This is a genomic window from Parashewanella hymeniacidonis, from assembly GCF_016900895.1.
Classification (GTDB): Bacteria; Pseudomonadota; Gammaproteobacteria; order Enterobacterales; family Shewanellaceae; genus Parashewanella; species Parashewanella hymeniacidonis.
Genome location: NZ_JAFEUN010000024.1, coordinates 23,293 through 46,212 on the forward strand (window position 1 = coordinate 23,293; position 22,920 = coordinate 46,212).

The following is a 22,920-nucleotide window of genomic DNA, read 5'->3' on the forward strand; positions in this document are numbered from 1 at the left end:
GAAACAAATGTCACAAATCCTTTTTATCAATTGCCAAATAAATTAGAGGTTAACTTAAGATTAAACATTTTTATCATTATCATAATTTACAACTTTTAGTTATATATTTAAAAGAACATATTTAAGTTTAGGGTAAAGAAATGGCTTCGGTTTACTCTAGTTCTATCTACCCATCACCCTATTCTGTACTGCAAGCAGACTCACCCCCAGAATTATCTAATGTTGCTAATTCAATTTGCCACAGTACAAATTTAGAACGAGCATTTACTGAAGAAAGGTTTGCAAATTTAACTCGACATGCAAAAGGCGTAGATGAGTTAAAAGCTGAGCTTTTAACCTTGCACACACAAGATATTGAAATGTGTTTTCGAGCTATTTTACAGCAGGATTATAACGATCCAATTTTCAAACAAGAGAGTGCTGGGTCGCTACTAATTTATTTGTATGCGACGGGTGAGATAGATAAAAATCAATACACAGATTTCGCTTATTTAACTAACTTTTACGGACAATTTAATGATCATGCAGTGAAAGAAGATGAAGTCTTTGACTGTAGTATTGTAGAAGTCATAGATTTAAACTCTCTTGAATATCAAAGTGTCAAACAAGAATTACTCGAGCATGAATCACTTGCAGAAGAAAGTACGGGTGTGACAGGCTTAGACTATGCTCGATATTTTCGAGATCACCCCAACAAACCATGCTTTGTCATGAGAGCTAAGTTCACAGAAAAACAAAAAGATGAAGTTTCATCACATAATGGCAGAGTAGATAAATTATCAAGAAAACCTTTATATTGGTTTAACTACTCTTGTCAAGTAAAAATTGCACCGTGTTACTATGACAGTAAATCTTCAACTGTATTTTTCCCTACATTCCGAGCCCAAACCGAAATTTCTGAAAAGGACGAACATAAGGTAAACTTTGAACCTTTTTTAGGAACAACTTCTGCTGATGATTTAGCATCTTACCGGAAGAAACATAGCCACCCGCTTGCTATTTATCATCGAAAAATCCAAAACAACTTTTCTTTTCCACATGGTTCATTTGCATCAAAATTTTATGCTGCTATGCACGACTGTGGGCATATTATTATTCTGAATAAAATACCTGATAAATATAAAGACTTTTTCCTAGAATTTGATGAAATAATCATGGATTATCTTCAATTGCTTCTCAATGGAAAAACTTTCAACTTCGATCCCTACTGTCAAAAAGCATTGCAAATCCTCATTGATAAATCTGACGGAAAAATTCAAATACCAATAGAACCTACTCAAGAGCAGATTAAACAAGAATATGAGCTACTGCTAGGGTATGAAACAAAACATTTTCGACCGTTTCTCGATCAAGCTATGAGCAAAATTGAAAAAACCAGTAAGAAAGGGTTTATTGCAGTTGAAATTTATAATGCCCTACATGGTGCCAAGCCCTGGCTTTCTGCTTTAACTTTAAATTATGTGATGTATAGATTTTCGGAGCAAAGCGAAACAAACTTTAAGATTTTGAAAGAATCTTTACTAATTTTAAGCGAACGATTACCAGAAATAGATACAGAAGAAAAATTAAGTAATGCCTATTGGCACTTTGTAAAGTATTGGCATGTTACCCCGCAGCCTAGCAAAGAGCCTAAACCATTAACCAAAATAAAGTCTTAATCAAAAGATACCCTGGCCACTATTCGTCAGAGTAATCCTCTCACTGGCTTAAAACTTTTACGATGCTCAGGTAAAATTCCATGCTCTTCCAGTGCAGCCATATGAGCTTTTGTAGGGTACCCCTTATGCTTTGCAAATCCATATTGTGGATGTTTTGCATCAAGCTCTATCATTTCTTTGTCTCGTACCACTTTGGCAACAATCGATGCAGCGCTTATGGCATCAATCAGACCGTCACCTTTAACGATAGCATGAGCTATTATTGTGAAGTCAGGTGTACGGTTACCATCAATAAGTATTGAATCAGGTTGAATATTTAACCCAGCGACAGCACGTTGCATTGCTGTCATTGTCGCTTGTAAAATATTCAGCTCATCAATTTCTTCAGGGGAACATCGACCAACATTTACTGCAAGTGCTTTTTCCATTATTTGCTCATAAAGCGCATCACGTTTTTTTTCTGATAGCTTTTTAGAGTCATTAAGTCCTGAGATTGGATTTGTTGAATCAAGTATAACCGCAGCAGTAACGACATCGCCAACTAATGGACCACGACCAACTTCATCAACACCAGCGTGCAAACTTTGAGTTAACTCAGCAACTTGCTCTTCAGTAATATTTTTAAATACAGTCATAATTCTTTCCCAATTAACGCTTTGTCTCGATTAGCGCAGTAACAGCATCGGCTGCTCTTTCACTGGCATTGCAGGCCAATGAAAGATGAATATCGATAAATACTTGCCTTAAAGGTTCAAAATCACCATCAAGTTGCTTGGATACTGATTCAACAATTTTATCTACCGTACAATCAGCTTGAATCAGTTCATCAATCACTTTTTTATCTGCAAGTAGGTTAGGCAGAGAGTAATGATCAATTTGCATCATACGTTTAGCAATTTGATAAGTAATAGGACTGACTCGATAAGCGACAACCATAGGACGCTTGACTAATGCTGCTTCAAGCGTCGCTGTACCAGAAGCTAATAAGATACAGTCTGCAGCGGCCATAACTTCTCTTGAATGACCAAGTACAATATGTATTTCTAGATCAGGAGCATGTTGTTTCAGCGCTTCAACAAGTTGATGTTCACGCTTTTCATTCACAACAGGCGAAATGAACTTTAAATCTGGATATTTCTTTTTAAGCGCCACTGCTGACTTTACAAATGGCTCAGCAAGTTGTTTTAATTCACCACCACGAGAGCCCGGTAAAATAGCTAGGTACTCAGAACTAGGATCTAAGTTTAGAGTTCTTCTCGCTTCAAGCTTATCGCTTTCAAGAGGAATATCATCGGCTAATGTATGACCTACAAAAGTGCAGGGTACATCATGTTTGTCATAGAATGCTTTTTCAAATGGTAGAAGTGATAACACCATATCCGTTGCTGCTGCAATTTTAAAAATCCGCTTTGGCCGCCATGCCCACACTGAAGGACTGACATAGTGCACAGTCTTGATGCCTTTTTGTTTTAGGCGGAGTTCTAAACCAATATTAAAATCAGGTGCATCGATACCAATAAAACAATCTGGTTGAATATCCGTAATTTTTTCAATCAAGGTTTTACGTACTTTAAGTAATCGTGGCAAGCGTGAAAGCACTTCAACAATGCCCATCACTGCCAATTCTTCCATTGAGAATAAAGACTCAAATCCTAGAGCTTTCATTCTCGGGCCACCTATTCCCACAAAACGAGCGTTAGGGTATCTTCCTTTCAAAGATTTAACGAGGCCTTCACCTAGAATATCACCTGAAATTTCACCGACGACGATAGCAAAAATTGGATTCGATACTTGAGTCATAATTCCATTCTTTTATGAGCAAAAAATAAAACATTAATTCTACGAAATAACTTAACCTGCAAACATTGAGGTTTGCTTTTTTTCGCAAAAAATAACAGCAGAGCAACAAAAAAGGCCTCACACTGAGGCCTCTAATATTAGGTAATATCTTAACGTATGATGCCACGACCTGAATGAGTGATAAAGTCTACCATCTTACTCACTTCAGGGAATGTCTTAACTTCTTCTTTCAAGGATTCAATGGCTTCGTCTACGGTAAGGTTATTACGATAAAAAGCTTTATATGCTCTCATCACAGCCTGTTGAGCCTCTTTAGAAAAACCTCTTCGCTTTAACCCTTCGCGGTTCAAACCACGTGGTATAGCAGGTTGTCCAGCCGCCATGACATATGGAGGGACATCTTGAAGAATAAGAGAAGCACCTGCAGTGAAAGCATGATCACCAATACGAACAAACTGATGCACACCAGTCATGCCACCTAAGATAACCCAATCGCCCACGTGAACATGTCCAGCAATAGAAGCATTGTTTGCCAAAATTACGTTATTACCAACAACACAATCATGAGCAATGTGAACGTAATTCATAAATAGGTTATTTGAACCAATACGCGTTTCACTGTTGTCTTGAATGGTGCCACGATGAATCGTCACATTTTCACGTACGATATTGTTATCACCCATGATCAGCTTCGTTGGCTCACCTGCATATTTTTTATCCTGACATTCTTCGCCTACTGAAGAAAATTGGAAAAAACGGTTACCTTTACCGATTATCGATGGACCTTTGATAACAACATGCGAACTTAACCAACAGTCGTCGCCTAGTTCAACACCTTCTCCAACATAACTCCATGGGCCAATGGTTACGTTTTTACCAATTTTGGCATTAGGGTGAACAAACGCTAATTTATCTATCACAATTAAATCTCTCTGCGAGCACACATTATTTCAGCTGAACAAGCCAGCTCGCCGTCCACAATGGCTTCTCCTTGGAAAACGCCAATTCCACGACGCTCTTTGAGTAACTTCACTTTGAAATGAATTTGATCACCGGGTTCTACTACACGCTTGAATCGAACTTTATCAATACCTGCAAAGTAGAAAAGAACATTAGCTGCAGGCGGCTCTGCACTCATCGTTTTAAATGCCAACAAACCTGATGCTTGCGCCATAGCCTCCAAAAGGAGTACACCAGGCATCACAGGCTTAACCGGGAAGTGACCTTGGAAAAATGGTTCGTTAATACTTACGTTTTTAATGGCGTGTAAATCACCCGTAGCTGTATCGTATCCAATAACACGATCAACTAATAAAAATGGATATCTGTGTGGAAGAAATTTTAAAATTTCGTGGATATCCATTGTATTCATTTCATTTGACACGAATACATTCCTTCAATTGAAAATTAATCTTGAGATTCTACCGTTTTTTCCAGTGTTTTAACACGTTGGAATAACTCATCGAGTTGTCTAAAGCGGACGGTATTTCTTCGCCAAAGTTTATTTGGCATTGCAATTGTTGCTGACGACAACACTTCTGCTTTCTTAATATCGTGAGTAACGTTGGTTGCTCCCGAAATATGAGTACCATCAGCCACGGATAGATGACCTGCAATGGCACTATTGCCGCCTATAATGCAGTACTTTCCGATAGTACAGCTACCTGCAAATGTTGAGTTACCCGCTACCGCAGAATTTGCTCCAATAACAACATTATGTGCAACTTGAACTTGGTTATCTAAAATTACACCGTCTTCGATAACAGTATCTTCTAGTGCACCACGATCAATCGTAGTACCTGCGCCAATTTCTACACGGTCACAAATTTGAACTCCACCAGTTTGAGGTATTTTGATCCAATTGCCCGCTTCATTCGCATAACCGAAACCATCACTACCGATAACAGCACCTGAATGAATAATACAATCAGTACCGATTTGTACACGGTGGTAAACCGTTACATTCGCCCAAATGCGTGTATTAGAGCCCACAACAGACTCTTGACCAATTACGCTACCGGCACCAACTTGAACATTATCACCGAGAATCACGTCTTGACCAATAACCGCATTAGCACCTACGGTTACATTTTCACCAAGCTTTGCGGATGAGTCTATTTGAGCGCTTGGGTGAATAACATCAGCAGCTTTTGGTGTGGTATCAAGCAATTGAGCAACACGAGCAAAAGCGACATAAGGATCTTTAACTAAAACGGCATTCCCTTCGAATTCATCGGCAAGCTTATCAGAGAGTAATACTGCCGTTGCTTGAGTCATCTCAAGTTGACTACGATATTTGCTATTAGACAAAAAAGATAACTGACCTGTTTTGGCCGATTCTAATGTGGCAACACTGTAGATCAGCGCATCACCGTTACCTTTGACTTCACCATTTAAACGGTTAGCCAATTCATTGAGAGTTATGGATTGCATGTAACTTCCGATTATCCTAAAAAAAACAGCCTGACACTATTGTATCAGAACTGTTTCTTAAGTATGAGAGGCTATTGTAGCTTCAAGTAATAATTCAGAGATTACTTACTTTTGCTTAACGCTTCAATCACCTTGCTACTGATATCAGATGTAGGCTTGACAAAAACGACTGCGTTACGAGGAAGAACAAGATCAAACTGTTCTTTTTTAGCAAGTGCGTTAATCGCATTTTGAACTTTAACAAGAAGTTTATTTTGCTCTTCTGAACTGCGTTTACGGAAATCTTCTTGAAGTGCTTTACCTTTTAATTGAAGGTCAGCACGGATAGATTCCATTTGACGTTGTGTCTCAGTTTTTTGATCAGCACTCATAATGGCAGCGTCACGTTGACTTTTTTCTAATAGTTTACGTAACTCATCTTGCTTTTTCTTTAGTGCTGCTTCGCGATCAGAAAACTCAGACTTCAAAGTTTTTGCAACTGCTTCACGCTGTGGTAATTGCTCAAATACTGCTGCCATATCCACAACTGCAATTTTCTCTGCTTGAGCCATTAGTGGAGCGCTTATTAACGCCAGCGTCATTAAAGCCTTAGTTACCGTCTTTTTCAAAATCTACTCCTTGTTTACTTTAAATCTTAAAATTTGTCGATTGCCGAGTATATACTTAAATTTCGGCAATATGCATTAACTTTTTAAAACAGCCATTTAATACCTAAATGAAATGACTGACAAACCTTTTAGAACGTCTTACCAATATTGAATGAGAATACTTCAGTATCATCATCAGAGTACTCTTGAATCGGTCGAGCTAAACTGAAGATCATTGGCCCCATTGGTGATAACCATTGAACACTCAGTCCATAAGATGCTCTATAGCGACCAGGGTCACTATAATCAGCAATTTTAGCAAACTCAGATGCTGGTAAGTTACGATAAGAGTCGTAATCAAACTCAGTATCCCATACGCTACCGGCATCAACAAACACTGATGAACGTACCGAATTAGAATAAGCTTCATCTAAGAATGGAATAGGGAAAATCACTTCTAAACTAGCCGTAGCAATGGCGTTACCACCAATCGTTCTGCCACTTGTCACTTGAATTTGAGTTGGATCTGTTGGGATACCACAACCACTTCCAGACGGGTCTGGACAAGGTTCTGTTCCTCTCAACAAGTAAAATGATCTTGGTCCTACCGTATTTGATTTAAATCCTCGTAGCGTAGTGCTACCACCCGAATAATAGTTTTCCCAAAATGGTAAGATGTTGTCGTTATCATTTGTTTTACCATAACCATTACCATAGCCTGCACGAGCACGAGCTAAAAATACAAACTTATGATCACGAGTTAATGGGAGGTAGAAATTAGTATCAAAATCTAACTTAAAGTACTGAATATCTGAACCTGGTGCTGTTACCTTAGCATTTAATCGTTGCGAAGAGCCATTGGTTGGGAAGGTTCCGCGGTTCAAACTACTGCGATACCAACCTAGCGTTAAATCGAAATTATTAAAGCTTAATTGATCACTATCACCAAGACCGTAAATATTCTTAAATCGATTGGTCTGCTCTGTAGGACTTAGACTCGACAGAGTATTATGTCTAAAGCCAATACCACCATTAATTCGATTGTACTCATTAATAGGGAAACCAGAAGTTAATGCCAAACCATAGGCTTGGTTTTTATAAGCTTCTAAGTTTGCTTGTCCATAATCGAACTTATTCCAGAAGATACTGCCACCAAGGCTAACACCATCTTTAGTCCAATATGGATTGGTGTAAGAAATACTCGCATTTTTACTGTATTTATTAGTATTGATATTAATACCAGCTTGGTTACCCGTACCTAAAAAGTTACTTTGCTGAACACCAAATTGTAAGCTAACACCTGTACCGGAACCATAACCTACACCAGCGTTAAATGAACCAGATGGTTGCTCTTTTACTTTAAAGTCCACATCAACGAGGTCATCCGTACCCGGTACTTTAATGGTTTCAGTATCAACAGTTTCGAAATAACCTAAACGGTTTAAGTTTTCTTTTGACTGCTCAACAAGTTGTGAGTTTAACCATGCACCTTCGTACTGCCTTAGAGAACGACGCATAACTTCGTCTTTAGTGATGGTATTACCCGCAAAGTTAATGTTACGAACATAAACACGCTTACCTGGGTTAACGTTGATGTTCAAAGTAACTTCATGTGTCTTATCATCAATTTCTGGGTACGTTTTCACTTCTGGATAAGCATACCCAAAACGGCCTAAATATTTACTATACAAACCTTCCGTAAATGTTACTTCACCAGCGTTATAGGTATCACCTTCCTTGATAGGATTTAATGCTTTAAGAAGTTGTTCTCGTCCCATCAAATCACCAGTGATGTTCACTTTTTTGACTTTGTAAGGTTCACCTTCATCGATGTTAATCGTGATGTATAATCCTTTACGGTCAGGTGTCATTGCAACTTGAGTCGACGTTTCTTTAAAGCGAATGTAACCTTGGTTTTGGTAATGTGCTTTAATTTTTTCTAAATCAGCCTGAAGCTTTTGTTTTTGATAGCGACGTTCACCAAATAAATCCCACCACGCAACGTAATCTTTTAACTCCAACATACTGATGAGTTCTTCATCAGAAAATACTGTATTACCCACAATATTAATCTGACGGATATCGGCAGCGAAACCTTCTTTAAACTTCAAACGAAGCTCAACACGATTTCGAGGAAGATTTACAATTTCAGCAGTAACCTTGGCACCATACTTACCAACACCATAATAAAAGTCTTGGAGGCCTTTTTCGATACCAGTAAGCATCGTTCGGTCAAGAGACTCTCCGACTTTCACACCAGAACCATCAAGGCTTTCTTGGAGCTGTTCATCTTTAATGTCCTTATTTCCATCAAACGTAATTTCGCTGATGGTCGGACGCTCTTTTACTTGTACAATTAATATGCCTTTATCATGACTAACTTGAATATCTTCATAGTTATTCGAAGCATAAAGTGCTCTGATAGCCTGTTGGAGTTTTAATTCATCAACTCGATCACCAACCTTGACTGGTAGATTAAGTAAGGCGGCACCTAAAGCTACCCGTTGTAGGCCTTGAACCTGAATATCGGTAACATTAAATGGTTCAAAAGTAGCTGCCAAAGCTGTGCCGGAATATGAAGCTCCGACTAATAACATAGAGGCAAAAAGTTTATTTAATCTCATAGAGCACTTCTTGTTTTAATTTCCTTTCAATCCCAAAATCGCAGTTGGATGTTATTCAACGAATAACACAACCCATGTCTACCACTTCAAAGCTGTCAGCATTTCATCCAACTAGCGCTTTTAAGGTATTTACAGTCGAGAAAAATCATTAAAGAGTGCTACACTCATTAGCACCAGCAATAACGCTGCCCCGATCCTGAATCCAATATCCTGCACCTTTTCTGGCACAGGTTTTCCCGTAATAACTTCAACGAAGTAAAATAATAAATGCCCGCCATCTAAAATGGGTACTGGCATTAAATTGATGATTCCTAAACTCACACTGATAAGTGCTAGAAACCCTAAAAATCTTACAAATCCGTAATCTGCACTTCGTCCTGCACCTTGTGCAATTGAAATTGGACCACTTAAACTCTTAACTGATACATCACCAGTGAACAGCTTTGCCATAGTCTTTAAACTGACAGCCGTAAGCTCCCAAGTTCTGTCCAAAGCATTTACAAAAGAGCCTACTATGCCATATTCCATTTGAATTCGCATACTTTCAGGCCACTTAGGTTGTTTTGGTGCAATACCAACCAAACCTATCGGCTTCCCATCAGCATTAGTCACCGATTTTGGTACTACATTTAGCGTTATTCGCTGTCCAGCTCTCTCAACCACGAACTTTAAATTTTTCTCTGGTGATGATTGAATCAATTTAACGAATTCACCCCACCCTTCATAAGGTTGCCCATCGATAGAGATAATCTTGTCATTGACCATTACACCAGCCAACTGAGCTGAACTGCCTTCACTCACTTTAGCCACGATAGGCTCAACCTTAGGCCGATAAACATTTAAGCCTAAAGCCGTTATTGCAGACTCTTTATCAGGATCAAACTTCCAGTTTCGGGTATCTAAGCGGTAGGCTTTACCTTGGCTTTGAGAAAACTCATCATCAGCTGAAAGATCTACATTTTGTGATAAAGGCGCAACTTTTATCGTCAATTCTTTAGCGCCAATTTCCCCTACTAAAGCGAGATTAGCTTCTTCCCAATCTCTCACGGCTTTACCATCGATAGATAAAATCTGAGTAGGTTCATTCACGATAATCTTTGACGCAGGAGAATCTGATTTAGTTCCATCGATCACAGGTTTTAATGACGGAACACCAATAAAATACATAATAAAAAGAACGAAAATAGCAAACAAGAAGTTAGCAATCGGTCCTGCAGCTACCACAGCAATACGTTGCCAAACGGATTTTCGATTAAAGGCTTGATCGAGCAGATGCTCTGGAACTTCCTCCACCCGCTCATCAAGCATTTTGACGTAACCGCCCAACGGTATCATAGCAATCACATATTCAGTACCGTCTTTAGCCGTACGCTTCCAGATTGCTTTACCAAAACCTACTGAAAAGCGCTCAACTTTCACGCCACACTTTCTAGCGACCCAAAAATGTCCGTACTCATGAGCAGTAACTAAAATACCTAACGCGACAATAAAAGCGCCTAAATTCCACAAAAAATCCATCATTCAGGTAATTCTCAATGTCCTTTCAAAAGCTTATCAATTTCAGCTTGCGCCATGATTCGTGCTTCAATATCTAATTCGATAATGTCGCCGATGGTATCAAGTTGAGACTTAACTACACCTGACATACATGCTTGATTTACTTTAGCTATATCAGTAAATGCTATCTTATTTTCTAGAAATGCCGCAACCGCTATTTCATTAGCAGCATTTAACACTGTCGTTGCCTCTTGTCCTTGTTCACATGCTTCTATGGCTAACTTAAGACAAGGAAAACGTTCGTAATCTGGTTCACTAAAGCTTAATTGTCCGACTTTGAAAAAGTCTAAAGGTTCCACACCAGATGAAATTCTTTTCGGATAGGACAAACAATGAGCAATTGGTGTGCGCATATCAGGGTTTCCCATCTGCGCAACAACTGAACCATCTCGATATTGCACCATTGAATGAATCACACTTTGTGGATGGATGACGACTTGAAGTTGCTTAGGGCTGGTATTAAATAACCATTTCGCTTCAATATACTCCAAGCCTTTATTCATCATGGTTGCAGAATCAACGGAAATCTTTTGTCCCATGGACCAATTAGGGTGTTTGCAAGCTTGTTCTGGGGTGATGTCAGTGAAGGTTGAAATTTCTCGGGTTAAAAATGGTCCACCAGAACCAGTAAGTAAAACATGAGAAATACCATGAGAAGCTAAATTACAGTGACCAAGCTCAGACTGAACTTGCTCAGGAAGACACTGAAAAATGGCATTATGTTCACTATCAACGGGTAAAATAACACTACCTGACGCTCTTGCGGCTTCCATAAATAAACGTCCGGACATTACCAGACTTTCTTTATTTGCCAACAGTATTTTTTTCCCCGCTTTTACTGCTTCATAAGTTGGGATAAGGCCCGCAGCACCAACGATTGCCGCCATTACCGTATCAATACTGTTTGATGTTACGTGGGCGATCAGGTTATCTACCCCTGTTGTCACTTCAATATCACTTGAGCTGGTTAATCTTTTTTGGAGCTTCAAGGCCGAAGCCTCACAAACCATATGGGCAATTTTTGGTTTATGCTTAACACAAAGTGCGAGCATCTTTTCCACATTGGTGTTGGCAACGAGAGTGTGTGCATAGAACTTTTCAGCATTACGCCCAACGACATCAAGTGTATTTGTACCAATGGAGCCGGTAGCACCAAGAACAACAAGGTTTTCCATAAGGCTACATCCAGAGTGAGATATAAATCAGAGTAAAGATCGGGAAAGCAGCAGTAAGACTATCGACTCTATCTAAGATGCCACCATGCCCAGGCAAAATATTGCCTGAATCTTTAATTTCAGCAATTCTTTTAAACATGCTTTCAGACAAGTCGCCTAGTGCTGAAGCGAGAGCTACGATGAGCGTCACACCAACCACTAAACCAAGTTCTTGTTGTGGTGAAATGAACATCACAATGCCAACGACAATCATTGTAGTAATTAATCCACCAAGCAGTCCTTCAATGGTTTTGCCAGGGCTGACATTAGGCATTAACTTACGCTTACCTAGCGACTTACCAGCAAAATAAGCCCCGCTATCAGCCGCCCAAACCACCAACATGACAAGTAAGACTAATACGGCACCTAGATGAGGTGCATTGAACGTTGATAATGCCTTTAACGACACAATAGCAGTATAAAAAGGCAATAAGGTCAATTGGCCAATGATTGATTTAGAAAAAGAGTTGTTTATTATCGCCTTGCTCTTAGGAAAGCCGACAACAAGCACTAAAGAGACTAACCACCATAAACAACCTGTGGCTGTAACTACCCAATAAAGGGGATGTATTTGTCCGCCATACCAAATTTGATCAGCGGGCACTAAAATATTGAGTACAACTAAAACCAGAGTAAAGCTGAATGTGAAGCTGTATTGAGTAACTTTACAGTCTTTGGCGATTATCCTGCCCCACTCACTTGCAGCAATAGCAAAAACAGCGACTAATGCCCAAGAAAAAGCATTAGCTGTTGAATAAAATAAACCTGCCAATACCAGTGGGATTAGACACAAGGCAGTAATAATACGTTGTTTTAACAAAAAGAAATTCCTCTAAAATCAAGACGGTTGTCTTAAATCGTCAATTTGCTTACCCGTCAGCCCAAAGCGACGTTGTCTTGAACCAAAAATCAGTAATGCTTGATGAAAAGCTGATTCGTTAAAATCAGGCCAGAGTGTTTCCGTAAATATAAACTCAGCGTAAGCCGCCTGCCATAACACAAAGTTACTGATGCGGTAATCACCACCAGTTCTAATCATCAAATCGACTTCTGGCTGTTCAGCCATGCACAGCATTTTAGAGAGGTTTTCTTCGTTATATTCTTCTGCTGACATCTCTCCAGCATTCACCTTCTCAGATAACTTTTGCGCTGCTTGCATAATATCCCAACGACCACCGTAATTTGCAGCCACATTAAGAACAAGATCTTTATTATCTTTGGTTTTTTCTTGTGCTTTTTGGATTTGAGCTTGTAATCGATTTGAAAAGCGCGATGTATCACCAATAATATTTAAGCGAACTCCGTTCTTATGCAGTAGTTTTATCTCTCGCTGTAAGACAGTAAAAAACAACTCCATTAACAAACCAACTTCTTTTTCTGGACGACGCCAATTCTCACTGGAAAATGCGAATAAAGTAAGTGATTTAATACCTAGCTCTCTGGCTGTACTCACAGTTCGACGAACCGCTTTAACGCCAGCTTTATGCCCCATAACCCGTGGTTGGCCTTTGGCCTCAGCCCAGCGTCCGTTGCCGTCCATAATAATAGCAACATGTTGTGGTACTGACTGTTTTAATAAATCAGAAATCTGCTGTGGTAATGTCTCTGTCTCCAGGTCAAGCTCCTGCTCCATTGCAGTTTCCGACTCAAATTCCATTGTGGATGACATCAATTACACCCCTAAATAAAAACAAACGCCGTGTAGTATAACCCTACACGGCGTCTTAACTCTAGCGATATCTGGAAGTGCTTAGACTTCCATCAATTCTGCTTCTTTAGCAGCTAAAATTTCATCAATTTTCTTGATGTTAGCATCAGTAATCTTCTGAATGTCTGCTTCACCAGTACGAACATCATCTTCTGTGCAGCCTTTCTCTTTTTCAAGTGATTTGAACTCAGAGTTAGCATCACGACGAACGTTACGAACGGCAATACGACCATTTTCAGCTTCAGCACGCACAACTTTAACTAAATCTTTACGACGCTCTTCTGTTAAAGGAGGTAATGGAATACGAATCGTCGCACCAGCAGACATTGGGTTTAAGCCTAAGTCAGAAGACATAATCGCTTTCTCTACAGCTTGAGTCATGCTGCGGTCGAATATCGTTACAGCAAGCGTACGAGAATCTTCAATCGAAACGTTACCTACTTGATTAAGTGGTGTCATCGTTCCGTAGTAAGAAACTTGGATTGTATCTAATAGACTTGGGTGAGCACGACCAGTACGAACCTTAGCCATTTGACTTTGAGTAGACTCAACGCATTTTCCCATGCGCTCTTCAGCGCTGCTTTTAATTTCTTCAATCACAATTAATATCCTTAAGCCTGAAAGAGTAGTTGGTGGCGTTCTTAAACGCAGGAAAAATCTTCGGTAGCAAGGCTAAATGACAATTAGTAGTTATTCTACTGATTGTCATTTGTAACGAAGCTAACGGTAATTTTAGCCAGTTTATGAGCGTCAAGTATTTCACTTAAAATACTATAAATTTACTACTTTTTCTTCAATATAATTAAGCAGGTGGAACAAGGTTACATCCAACTGCTTTTTTAGGTTTCTATTTCAACAACAGTGCTATTTTTCAGCGCTGTTACGGATCAATGTACCTTCTTCTTCGCCCATAATAACACGACGAAGCGCACCGGGTTTATTCATATTAAATACTAAAATTGGCAAGTCATGGTCACGCGCAAGAGTGAATGCAGCTAAATCCATCACTTTTAATTCTTCATCTAACACTTTGTCGTAATTCAATTTGTCATATTTTACTGCATCAGGGTCTTTCATCGGGTCGGCAGAATATACACCATCAACTTTCGTACCTTTAAGTACAACTTCGGCTTCGATTTCAATGCCGCGTAAGCACGCTGCTGAATCGGTAGTGAAGAATGGATTGCCTGTACCCGCCGAGAAAATAACAACGCGTCCTGACTTTAATAAACTGATTGCCTCAGCCCAATTATAGTCATCACAAACACCTTTTAACGGAATTGCTGACATTAAGCGAGCATTGACATAAGCACGGTGCAATGCATCACGCATTGCTAAGCCATTCATAACAGTTGCAAGCATACCCATGTGATCGCCAACTACACGGTTCATACCTGCGTTAGCTAAACCTTCACCACGGAATATATTACCGCCACCGATAACCACACCAACTTGTAATCCTAACTCAACTAATTCCTTAATTTCTTGGGCCATTCTGTCGAGAACTTTTGGATCGATACCAAAGCCCTCGTCACCCACTAAGGCTTCACCACTTAACTTTAACAAAATACGTCGAAATGCAGGTTTTGGATTGGTGCTCATAATTATTATCCTGTTGTGTCTACCTTAAGATTTGACATCTCGATTTAGTCAAGATTATCAAATGTTAAAATAGAATAAAGCTATTTTCTCTTTTTGGGGGAGAGACACAATAAGACCGCAGCAATGCCGCGGTCTTAAAATCACCTAATCAGTACGATTAAGCGTTTTTAGAAGCTTCGATTTGAGCCGCTACTTCTGCAGCGAAATCTTCTTCTTTCTTCTCGATACCTTCACCTACTTCTAAGCGAACGAATCCAGAAACTGAAGCGCTTTTCTCTTTTAGGAAATCGCCAACAGTCTTCTTAGGTTCCATGATGAAAGCTTGACCAGTAAGAGAGATCTCACCAGTGAACTTCTTCATACGACCAACAACCATTTTTTCTGCGATTTCAGCAGGCTTACCTTCGTTCATTGCGATTTCAACTTGTAGATTTTTTTCTTTCTCTACAACATCAGCAGGAACGTCGCTAGGGTTAACGAACTCAGGCTTAGAAGCTGCAACGTGCATTGCAACGTGCTTAAGAGTTTCTTCTTCAGCATCACCAACTACAACAACACCAATGCGCTCGCCATGACGGTAAGAAGCAAATTTAGCACCTTCAATGAACTCAACACGACGAATGTTCATGTTTTCGCCGATTTTTGCTACTAGAGCAACACGAGTTTCTTCGAATTTAGCTTTAAGTGCTTCAATGTCTAACTTTTCAGCTAGAGCAGCGTCAGCTACTTCGTTAGCAAAAGCAAGGAAGCTTCCGTCTTTCGCTACGAAGTCAGTTTGGCAGTTAACTTCAACTAATGCAGCTACACCTTCACCTTGTTTGATGATGATAGTACCTTCAGCAGCGATGTTACCCGCTTTTTTAGCAGCTTTAGCAGCACCAGACTTACGCATGTTTTCGATCGCTAAATCGATATCACCGTTAGTTTCAGTTAGTGCTTTTTTACAATCCATCATGCCAGCGCCAGTACGGTCGCGCAATTCTTTAACTAGGGCAGCAGTAATTGCCATTGTTAAATCCTCTATAGAAAATTCGTCTGATATGAAACAGGGACCCAAGGGTCCCTGAAATCCACTTATTAAAGTAGATTACTTAGGGAATGCGAAATCCCTATTAAACAGCTTCTACGAAACCGTCTTGCTCAGCTTGCTCAGCTAGGTCTTGACCTTTACCTGATTTAGCAGCAGTTGATACTGCAGCAGTGTAAAGACGGATAGCACGCATAGCATCGTCGTTACCAGGAATAACGTAGTTAACGCCATCTGGAGCAGAGTTAGTATCAACAACAGCAACAACAGGAATACCTAGGTTGTTAGCTTCTTTGATAGCGATGTGTTCGTGATCAGCACCGATTACGAAAAGAACGTCAGGAAGACCACCCATGTTCTTGATACCACCTAGAGATTTTTCTAATTTCTCTAGCTCACGAGTACGCATTAAAGCTTCTTTTTTAGTAAGCTTGTCGAAAGTACCGTCAACTGACTGAGTTTCTAGTTCTTTAAGACGCTTGATTGACTGACGAACAGTTTTCCAGTTCGTTAGCATTCCGCCTAACCAGCGGTGATCAACGTAGAATTGGTCACATGCAATCGCAGCTTCTTTGATAGCTTCGCTTGCAGCACGCTTAGTACCAACAAAAAGTACTTTACCTTTTTTAGAAGCAATGTTGCTGATGAAAGCAAGTGCTTCGTTAAACATTGGCACTGTATGCTCAAGGTTGATGATATGTACACCGTTGCGTGGACCAAAGATGAATGGCTTCATTTTTGGGTTCCAGTAACGTGTTTGGTGACCGAAGTGAACACCAGCCTTTAGCATGTCGCGCATTGAAACTTGTTTCATTGTATTACCTTAATTTTAAGAGGGGTTAGACCTCCACGTATCCCATTACTTCGACCAAATATCCTACATATTGATATTCAGCACCCCGAAAAATGTGACGATACGTGTGTGATTTCGTATTTAATATACCTGTACTCAACGAAAGTGCATTGTTTCAGCAAGAACGCAGAGTTCTTTAGGCAAGGCGCTTGAGTGCATAAATAGTAAATCTATTTTATACTCAAGCAACAAAGCATAAAGGGCTCTGCGACTCCCACTTCTTGTGCCTGTAAGCATCGATACTTCTTTGTTGTAAGTGTTTAAATTAGTACACCAGTTCTTCACGCTTACGCCTCTAATTATCAATGCTTACAAGACACTGAAATATTGCATCTTCGTTGAGCACAGGTACGATTGCCATGTATAATGACAGTCATCTTTCATCCTAAACTGAATACCAAAATTCATTTTAGGTAAAACATAACGGCGCGCTTTATACCATATTTGCCCTGTCCAGTGCAAATTTTCGTGCCAAATTTAATTCTGAAAAAGTTGAGATTTACTGCATGAGCATCGTCATTAAGACAGCAGAAGAAATTGTAAAAATGCGTGCCGCTGGCAAACTGGCTGCACAAGTTCTAGAAATGGTTGAACCACACGTAAAAGCTGGTGTGACTACGAATGAATTAAATGATATTTGCGCTAAGTATACTGAAGAGCAAAATGCCATTTCCGCTCCACTTAATTATCACGGTTTTCCTAAATCGATCTGTACCTCAGTGAATCATGTGATTTGTCACGGAATTCCGAATGATACACCACTAAAAGATGGTGATATTGTTAACTTAGATATCACAGTTATTCTAGATGGTTATCACGGCGATACATCTAAAATGTTCTTTGTAGGTGATGTTTCCCCAAAAAACAAACGCCTATGTCGCATTACTCAAGAAAGCTTATACCTCGCCATAAAAAAAGTGCGTCCAGGAATGAAGCTGGGTGAAGTCGGAACAACCATCGAAAAATTCATCAAAGCAAGCAAATCTGGATTAGAAAAATATTCTATCGTTCAAGACTATTGTGGGCACGGTATCGGCAGTACTTTTCATGAAGCGCCACAGGTTGTTCATTACAAAAATAACGATAAGACAGTTCTTCGCCCAGGCATGTGCTTTACCATCGAGCCAATGATCAACGCAGGTCGTAATTCAACGGTATTAGATCCAGAAGATAAATGGACTGTACGTACAGCAGATGGTAAAAACTCTGCACAATACGAACATACATTACTTGTGACGGAAAAAGGTGTAGAAATTCTAACGTTACGTGAAGAAGAAAACTTCCCACGAATCATTAACCATAAATAATTCAACACTACGATAAGAATTGGAACAATGAATACCGCACTGGAAGTGAAAGCAGCATTAGTTACACAAAATGAACACTTACTTGATAGATTTAAGCGAAAGCATAATATTGTTGAGTTAGTCAAACAACGCTGTGCTGCAGTTGACACTTTGCTCGATAGCGCATGGAAACAGTGCGGCCTTTGTCAAGATTCAATAGCTTTGGTCGCTGTTGGAGGTTTTGGCCGCGGAATACTCCACCCCTACTCTGATGTTGACTTACTTTTTTTAGTTGAAGCAGAGCCAAATGAAGATACGAGAGAAAAACTCAGTCAATTTATTGCTTATCTTTGGGATGTTGGTTTAGAGATTGGTCACTCAGTTCGAACCATTTCTGAAAGTATTGAGTTGGGTAAAAATGACATCACTATTGCCACTGCGCAACTTGAGTCCAGAATCATTATTGGCAGCGACGAATTATATTCATCTCTTAAATCAAGACTTCGACAGGACAGTTTTTGGCCTTCAAATGACTTCTTTCTTGCTAAAAAAGCAGAACAAAAAGAAAGGCATGAGAAATCGAGTGCTTTTGATTTAGAACCTAACCTTAAAAGTTGCCCTGGCGGTCTGAGAGATCTTCAAACGATTACTTGGGTGGCTATTCGGCATTTCAAAGCTTCCCATATAGAAGAGTTAGTCAATCATGGCTTCCTTTTACAAGAAGAACTTGATGAACTGATTGAGTGTCGGAACTTTCTCTGGGATTTACGTTTCGCATTACACATCATATCCGGTCGAGATGAAAATCGTTTGCTGTTCGACTTGCAAAGAGAAGTAGCCTCTTTGATGGGATACGAAGATGCGACTCAGTTGGCGGTCGAACAAATGATGCGCCAATATTATCAAACCGTGCGTAGGGTTATGGAGCTCAATCAAATGCTGTTGCAGCTCTTTTACCGAGCGACGTTAGGGCGTAATAAATCGCTCGAAATTCGTCCTATAAATGAACGCTACCAGCGTAAAGGTAAATTCATAGAGTCTATTGGAAACACCGATTTTTCCAAGCCTGAGCAAATACTCGAGCTTTTTCTTACTACCCTTCGCTACCCGAGTATTAAAGGTATCTATTCACTTACCTTACGAAAGCTAAGAACTGCTAGGCGCAAACTTACTGAACCAATGATGCATAATGAAGAGTGCCGTAAGCTTTTCATGGAGATTCTCAGACATCCGAGAGGTATCAGTGCGCTTTCACTAATGCATAAGCACAAAATTCTGTCCTACTACTTACCAGCTTGGCATAACATCGAAGGGCAAATGCAATTTGATTTATTTCATGCTTATACTGTTGACGAACACACTCATCGATTACTTGTACGAATTGATCGATTCTTCCAAGCTGAACATAAAGATAATTACCCCCTCGCATCGATAGTAGCAAGGCAATTGCCTAAAAGAGGCTTATTGGTACTTGCAGCCATCTTTCATGACATCGCTAAGGGTCGCGGTGGTGATCACAGCGAACTCGGTGCTGTTGATGCCATCGACTTTTGTAAGCTGCACAACCTGAACAACCATGACGGTCGGCTCGTGGCTTGGCTCGTTCAAAACCATTTGATCATGTCTATGGTCGCTCAGCGACGGGATATATCAGACCCAGAAGTTGTTGCTGAGTTTGCGGGTACAGTAAGGGACAGTGATAGACTGAACTATTTATATTGCCTCACGGTTGCGGACATTGCTGCGACAAACGAAGGACTTTGGAACAGTTGGAAAGATTCTCTGCTCAAAGATCTCTATTTTTCATCGCAGCGCACACTCGCTCGTGGTAAAGAAAAACCCATTGATATTCGTGCTAGAGTTCGAGAACATCAAGCAAAGGCGAAAAAAGAACTCATTAAAGTGGGTTTTGTTGAAAGTGACATCGACAAATTATGGCAGAACTTTAATGCGGATTATTTTTTAAGACATGACCCAAATCAAGTCATCTGGCACACTGGCGCAATCATCAAACACAATTCAGAAGAACCTTTAGTTTTGCTATCAAAGCAGATGAGTCGTGGTGGGACAGAAGTTTTTGTTTACTGCAAAAACCGCCCTCGATTATTCGCAAATATCATGGCCGTCATGGATAATAAAAATGTTGACGTTAATGATGCGAATATTATGACCTCTAAAAATGATTTCGCCCTCGATACCTTTATTATTTTAGAGCAGAACGGAAAAACGCTGACGAGCTCTTCTCGAATTCAGTCACTGCAAAAAGCTATCGTTAAATCATTGAGTAAAGAGAGTAAAAAATTACCTAAGTTTAGAAAGATATCTCGAAAAATGAGACCGTTTAAAGTTAAAACTAGAGTTACATTTTTACCAAGTAACCGAAACGGCACAACGATGGTAGAACTCATTACATTAGACTCTCCAGGATTACTCGCAAAAGTGGGTGACATATTTTACCAATGCGGTGCAACATTAGTAGGAGCGAAAATTTCAACAATTGGTGAACGAGCTGAAGATTTCTTTCGATTAAGAACTAATTGTGGTCAATCACTGAACCAAGAACAAAAAGCAGCGCTAAAAAGTGCGCTAATAGAAAAATTAAATTCAAAATAAAACTTTAGGAGAAATAAATGGAGGCGCTACGCCAACGAATCGAAGCAGCATTTGACGCTCGAGATACAATATCACCAGCGAGTGTTGAACCACAAACCAAAGCCGACGTTGAGCAAGCGATTGCAATGCTTGATAGCGGTGAAGCAAGAGTGGCTGAAAAAATTGACGGCGAATGGGTCGTTAACCAGTGGTTAAAAAAAGCGGTACTTTTATCTTTCCGTATTTTCGAAAACAAGGTTATTGAAGGTGCTGAAAACAAGTACTTCGATAAAGTACCTTTAAAATTTGCCGAGTACGACCAAGCACGTTTTGAGGCTGAAGGAATGCGTGTTGTGCCTTCAGCTACAGTGCGTAAAGGTTCATTTATTGCCCGTAATACAGTATTGATGCCATCTTATGTAAACCTTGGTGCTTATGTTGATGAAGGCACCATGGTTGATACATGGGCTACGGTTGGTTCATGTGCACAAATTGGTAAAAACGTACATTTATCTGGCGGAGTTGGTATTGGTGGTGTTTTAGAGCCTCTACAAGCTGGCCCAACAATTATTGAAGATAACTGCTTTATTGGCGCACGTTCAGAAGTTGTTGAAGGTGTAATCGTTGAAGAAGGCTCAGTAATTTCTATGGGTGTTTACATCGGTCAAAGCACACGCATTTATGATCGTGAAACTGGCGAAATCTACTATGGTCGTGTACCAGCCGGCTCTGTTGTAGTTTCAGGAACCTTGCCTTCAAAATGTGGTAAGTACAACCTTTACGCTGCAATCATCGTGAAAAAAGTGGACGCGAAAACCCGCTCTAAAGTGGGTGTCAATGAGCTATTGCGACTAGCAGAATAGTCTATTCGTCACACTTGCCGAGCAAGTGTGACGCTTTTTTATACCTTTTTTATACCTTTTTTAGTAATCATTTAAATCGCCTCAAAAGTCAGATACACAGATTTCCCAGTAATAGAATTAAAATAAGTTCTAGCAAAAGAGGCAAAGCTTAATGAAATACTATTCAACTATTACTCACTAGACGAAGTATTCTCTTTCTAAAATATGTAAACTTTTATTTTAAAAATCAATCACACCTTGTTTTTTTAAGTTAATAAGCTCTCGATTTAACTGCCTGACGGATACTGCAAGCATTGAGGCAATCGTACTCCTTTTTTTCAAGCTGAATATATTCACCATCATTCTGATATTTAGTTGCTAAATAGCGTTCCAACTTTTGTTTCACCGTTAAATTGCCTGCTCTAAGAATTGTACTGCTATTGATTAATTTACGGGATAAGTTAGAGAATACGAATCACAAAAACCTTTGATCATTTAAGCAATAAAGGCGAGCCATATTTACTGGTATTGAAATCATTACTGAATCAGAGATAGCTGATACGCTAATCGATGAGTATTCACTTTCATTCAAAAACAATTCTAGCTCTCCGACTACAGTAAAACCTGATTCAATCCAAAGTACCACCTCTTCACCCAAATCAGAGTATGAACTTACTTTTAGTTTTTCATGCAGCAAAAAATACAAGCAATCGAGTTTTTCTGATTGATGAATCACAACCCTGACTCTTCTACACAAATTTGAGATAAATTGAACTTATTGTAAATCCGTTGTTCTGATCAAGAAACTCCTTATACAAAACAGCAAATCATGTCAATTTATCATCATAACCAATGGTCAACAGCCCACTTCGAAAAAGCAAATACTGGTGATGCTCGAAGAACACAACGCCTAATTGAAACGGCTGCAGATATGGCTCGTTGTAGTGGCAAATCAATCGCTTTATCATGCCAAGGAGACGAGGCCAAACAGGAAGGAGCTTACCGATTGATACATAATGACATGGTTGCACCAGAAGTAATACGCTGCTCAGGATTTAACTACACCGCAGAGCAAGCACAATCATATTCAGAGATACTAGCGATAGATGACACAACATCGTTAAGTTATAAACATCA

General features: G+C 39.7%; 21 protein-coding genes. 5 read left to right on the forward strand and 16 right to left on the reverse strand.

From position 1 onward, the window contains the following. Window positions 1-140 precede the first annotated feature (140 nt). Entirely contained in the window at window positions 141-1,658 is a 1,518-nt protein-coding gene (locus JQC92_RS06875; protein ID WP_204998959.1) for a hypothetical protein, read from the forward strand. Window positions 1,659-1,684: 26 nt separating this feature from the next. Here the strand turns inward: JQC92_RS06875 and rnhB are convergent, their stop codons facing one another. From rnhB to rpsB, 15 genes are all read right to left on the reverse strand, one after another. Then, complete coding sequence (gene rnhB / locus JQC92_RS06880; RefSeq protein WP_204998960.1) at window positions 1,685-2,293, reverse strand: ribonuclease HII; 609 nt, start codon at window positions 2,291-2,293, stop codon at window positions 1,685-1,687. Between the two features lie 13 nt (window positions 2,294-2,306). Next, the gene (lpxB, locus tag JQC92_RS06885) at window positions 2,307-3,458 is read right to left on the reverse strand and encodes a lipid-A-disaccharide synthase (protein ID WP_204998961.1); all 1,152 of its coding nucleotides are present in this window, start codon (window positions 3,456-3,458) and stop codon (window positions 2,307-2,309) included. 149 nt (window positions 3,459-3,607) lie between these two features. Continuing rightward, window positions 3,608-4,378, reverse strand: coding sequence for an acyl-ACP--UDP-N-acetylglucosamine O-acyltransferase (gene lpxA / locus JQC92_RS06890; protein WP_204998962.1), 771 nt, complete (start codon window positions 4,376-4,378; stop codon window positions 3,608-3,610). Between the two features lie 2 nt (window positions 4,379-4,380). Next, on the reverse strand, window positions 4,381-4,842 hold the full coding sequence (fabZ, locus tag JQC92_RS06895) for a 3-hydroxyacyl-ACP dehydratase FabZ (protein WP_204998963.1): 462 nt from the start codon (window positions 4,840-4,842) through the stop codon (window positions 4,381-4,383). Between the two features lie 23 nt (window positions 4,843-4,865). Further along, complete coding sequence (gene lpxD / locus JQC92_RS06900) at window positions 4,866-5,891, reverse strand: UDP-3-O-(3-hydroxymyristoyl)glucosamine N-acyltransferase (protein WP_204998964.1); 1,026 nt, start codon at window positions 5,889-5,891, stop codon at window positions 4,866-4,868. A 101-nt stretch (window positions 5,892-5,992) separates the two neighbouring features. Further along, window positions 5,993-6,472, reverse strand: coding sequence for an OmpH/Skp family outer membrane protein (locus JQC92_RS06905; protein ID WP_204998976.1), 480 nt, complete (start codon window positions 6,470-6,472; stop codon window positions 5,993-5,995). 155 nt (window positions 6,473-6,627) lie between these two features. Next, on the reverse strand, window positions 6,628-9,102 hold the full coding sequence (gene bamA / locus JQC92_RS06910) for an outer membrane protein assembly factor BamA (RefSeq protein WP_204998965.1): 2,475 nt from the start codon (window positions 9,100-9,102) through the stop codon (window positions 6,628-6,630). 129 nt (window positions 9,103-9,231) lie between these two features. Further along, on the reverse strand, window positions 9,232-10,623 hold the full coding sequence (gene rseP / locus JQC92_RS06915) for a sigma E protease regulator RseP (protein WP_204998966.1): 1,392 nt from the start codon (window positions 10,621-10,623) through the stop codon (window positions 9,232-9,234). An 11-nt stretch (window positions 10,624-10,634) separates the two neighbouring features. Beyond that, the gene (ispC, locus tag JQC92_RS06920) at window positions 10,635-11,834 is read right to left on the reverse strand and encodes a 1-deoxy-D-xylulose-5-phosphate reductoisomerase (RefSeq protein ID WP_204998967.1); all 1,200 of its coding nucleotides are present in this window, start codon (window positions 11,832-11,834) and stop codon (window positions 10,635-10,637) included. A gap of 4 nt (window positions 11,835-11,838) precedes the next feature. Further along, window positions 11,839-12,693, reverse strand: coding sequence for a phosphatidate cytidylyltransferase (locus tag JQC92_RS06925; protein WP_204998968.1), 855 nt, complete (start codon window positions 12,691-12,693; stop codon window positions 11,839-11,841). A gap of 18 nt (window positions 12,694-12,711) precedes the next feature. Beyond that, the gene (locus JQC92_RS06930; protein ID WP_204998969.1) at window positions 12,712-13,542 is read right to left on the reverse strand and encodes an isoprenyl transferase; all 831 of its coding nucleotides are present in this window, start codon (window positions 13,540-13,542) and stop codon (window positions 12,712-12,714) included. An 81-nt stretch (window positions 13,543-13,623) separates the two neighbouring features. Then, window positions 13,624-14,181, reverse strand: coding sequence for a ribosome recycling factor (frr, locus tag JQC92_RS06935; protein WP_204998970.1), 558 nt, complete (start codon window positions 14,179-14,181; stop codon window positions 13,624-13,626). Between the two features lie 264 nt (window positions 14,182-14,445). Next, window positions 14,446-15,183 (reverse strand): UMP kinase, encoded by a 738-nt coding sequence (gene pyrH, locus JQC92_RS06940; RefSeq protein ID WP_204998971.1) that lies wholly within the window; start codon window positions 15,181-15,183, stop codon window positions 14,446-14,448. A 157-nt stretch (window positions 15,184-15,340) separates the two neighbouring features. Then, complete coding sequence (gene tsf, locus JQC92_RS06945; RefSeq protein WP_129947131.1) at window positions 15,341-16,192, reverse strand: translation elongation factor Ts; 852 nt, start codon at window positions 16,190-16,192, stop codon at window positions 15,341-15,343. Window positions 16,193-16,295: 103 nt separating this feature from the next. Further along, window positions 16,296-17,024, reverse strand: coding sequence for a 30S ribosomal protein S2 (gene rpsB, locus JQC92_RS06950; RefSeq protein WP_129947132.1), 729 nt, complete (start codon window positions 17,022-17,024; stop codon window positions 16,296-16,298). A 545-nt stretch (window positions 17,025-17,569) separates the two neighbouring features. Here rpsB and map point away from each other — a divergent pair. The 3 genes from map to dapD are packed head-to-tail and all read left to right on the forward strand — an operon-like array spanning window position 17,570 to window position 21,804. Next, window positions 17,570-18,370 carry a type I methionyl aminopeptidase gene (gene map, locus JQC92_RS06955; protein WP_204998972.1) on the forward strand — a complete coding sequence of 267 codons (801 nt, stop codon included), beginning with the start codon at window positions 17,570-17,572 and terminating at the stop codon, window positions 18,368-18,370. Window positions 18,371-18,397: 27 nt separating this feature from the next. After that, window positions 18,398-20,962, forward strand: a complete 2,565-nt coding sequence (gene glnD, locus JQC92_RS06960; RefSeq protein ID WP_204998973.1) for a bifunctional uridylyltransferase/uridylyl-removing protein GlnD — start codon at window positions 18,398-18,400, stop codon at window positions 20,960-20,962. A 17-nt stretch (window positions 20,963-20,979) separates the two neighbouring features. Beyond that, a complete protein-coding gene (gene dapD / locus JQC92_RS06965; protein ID WP_204998974.1) occupies window positions 20,980-21,804 on the forward strand; it encodes a 2,3,4,5-tetrahydropyridine-2,6-dicarboxylate N-succinyltransferase in 825 nt (274 codons plus the stop codon). 454 nt (window positions 21,805-22,258) lie between these two features. Here the strand turns inward: dapD and JQC92_RS06970 are convergent, their stop codons facing one another. Next, window positions 22,259-22,519: a cyclic nucleotide-binding domain-containing protein gene (locus tag JQC92_RS06970; protein WP_204998975.1), complete on the reverse strand. Its 261-nt coding sequence runs from the start codon at window positions 22,517-22,519 to the stop codon at window positions 22,259-22,261. Window positions 22,520-22,612: 93 nt separating this feature from the next. Here JQC92_RS06970 and JQC92_RS06975 point away from each other — a divergent pair. Continuing rightward, the coding region (locus JQC92_RS06975) for an IS4/Tn5 family transposase DNA-binding protein (protein WP_276315783.1) at window positions 22,613-22,920 on the forward strand (308 nt) is incomplete at its 3' end.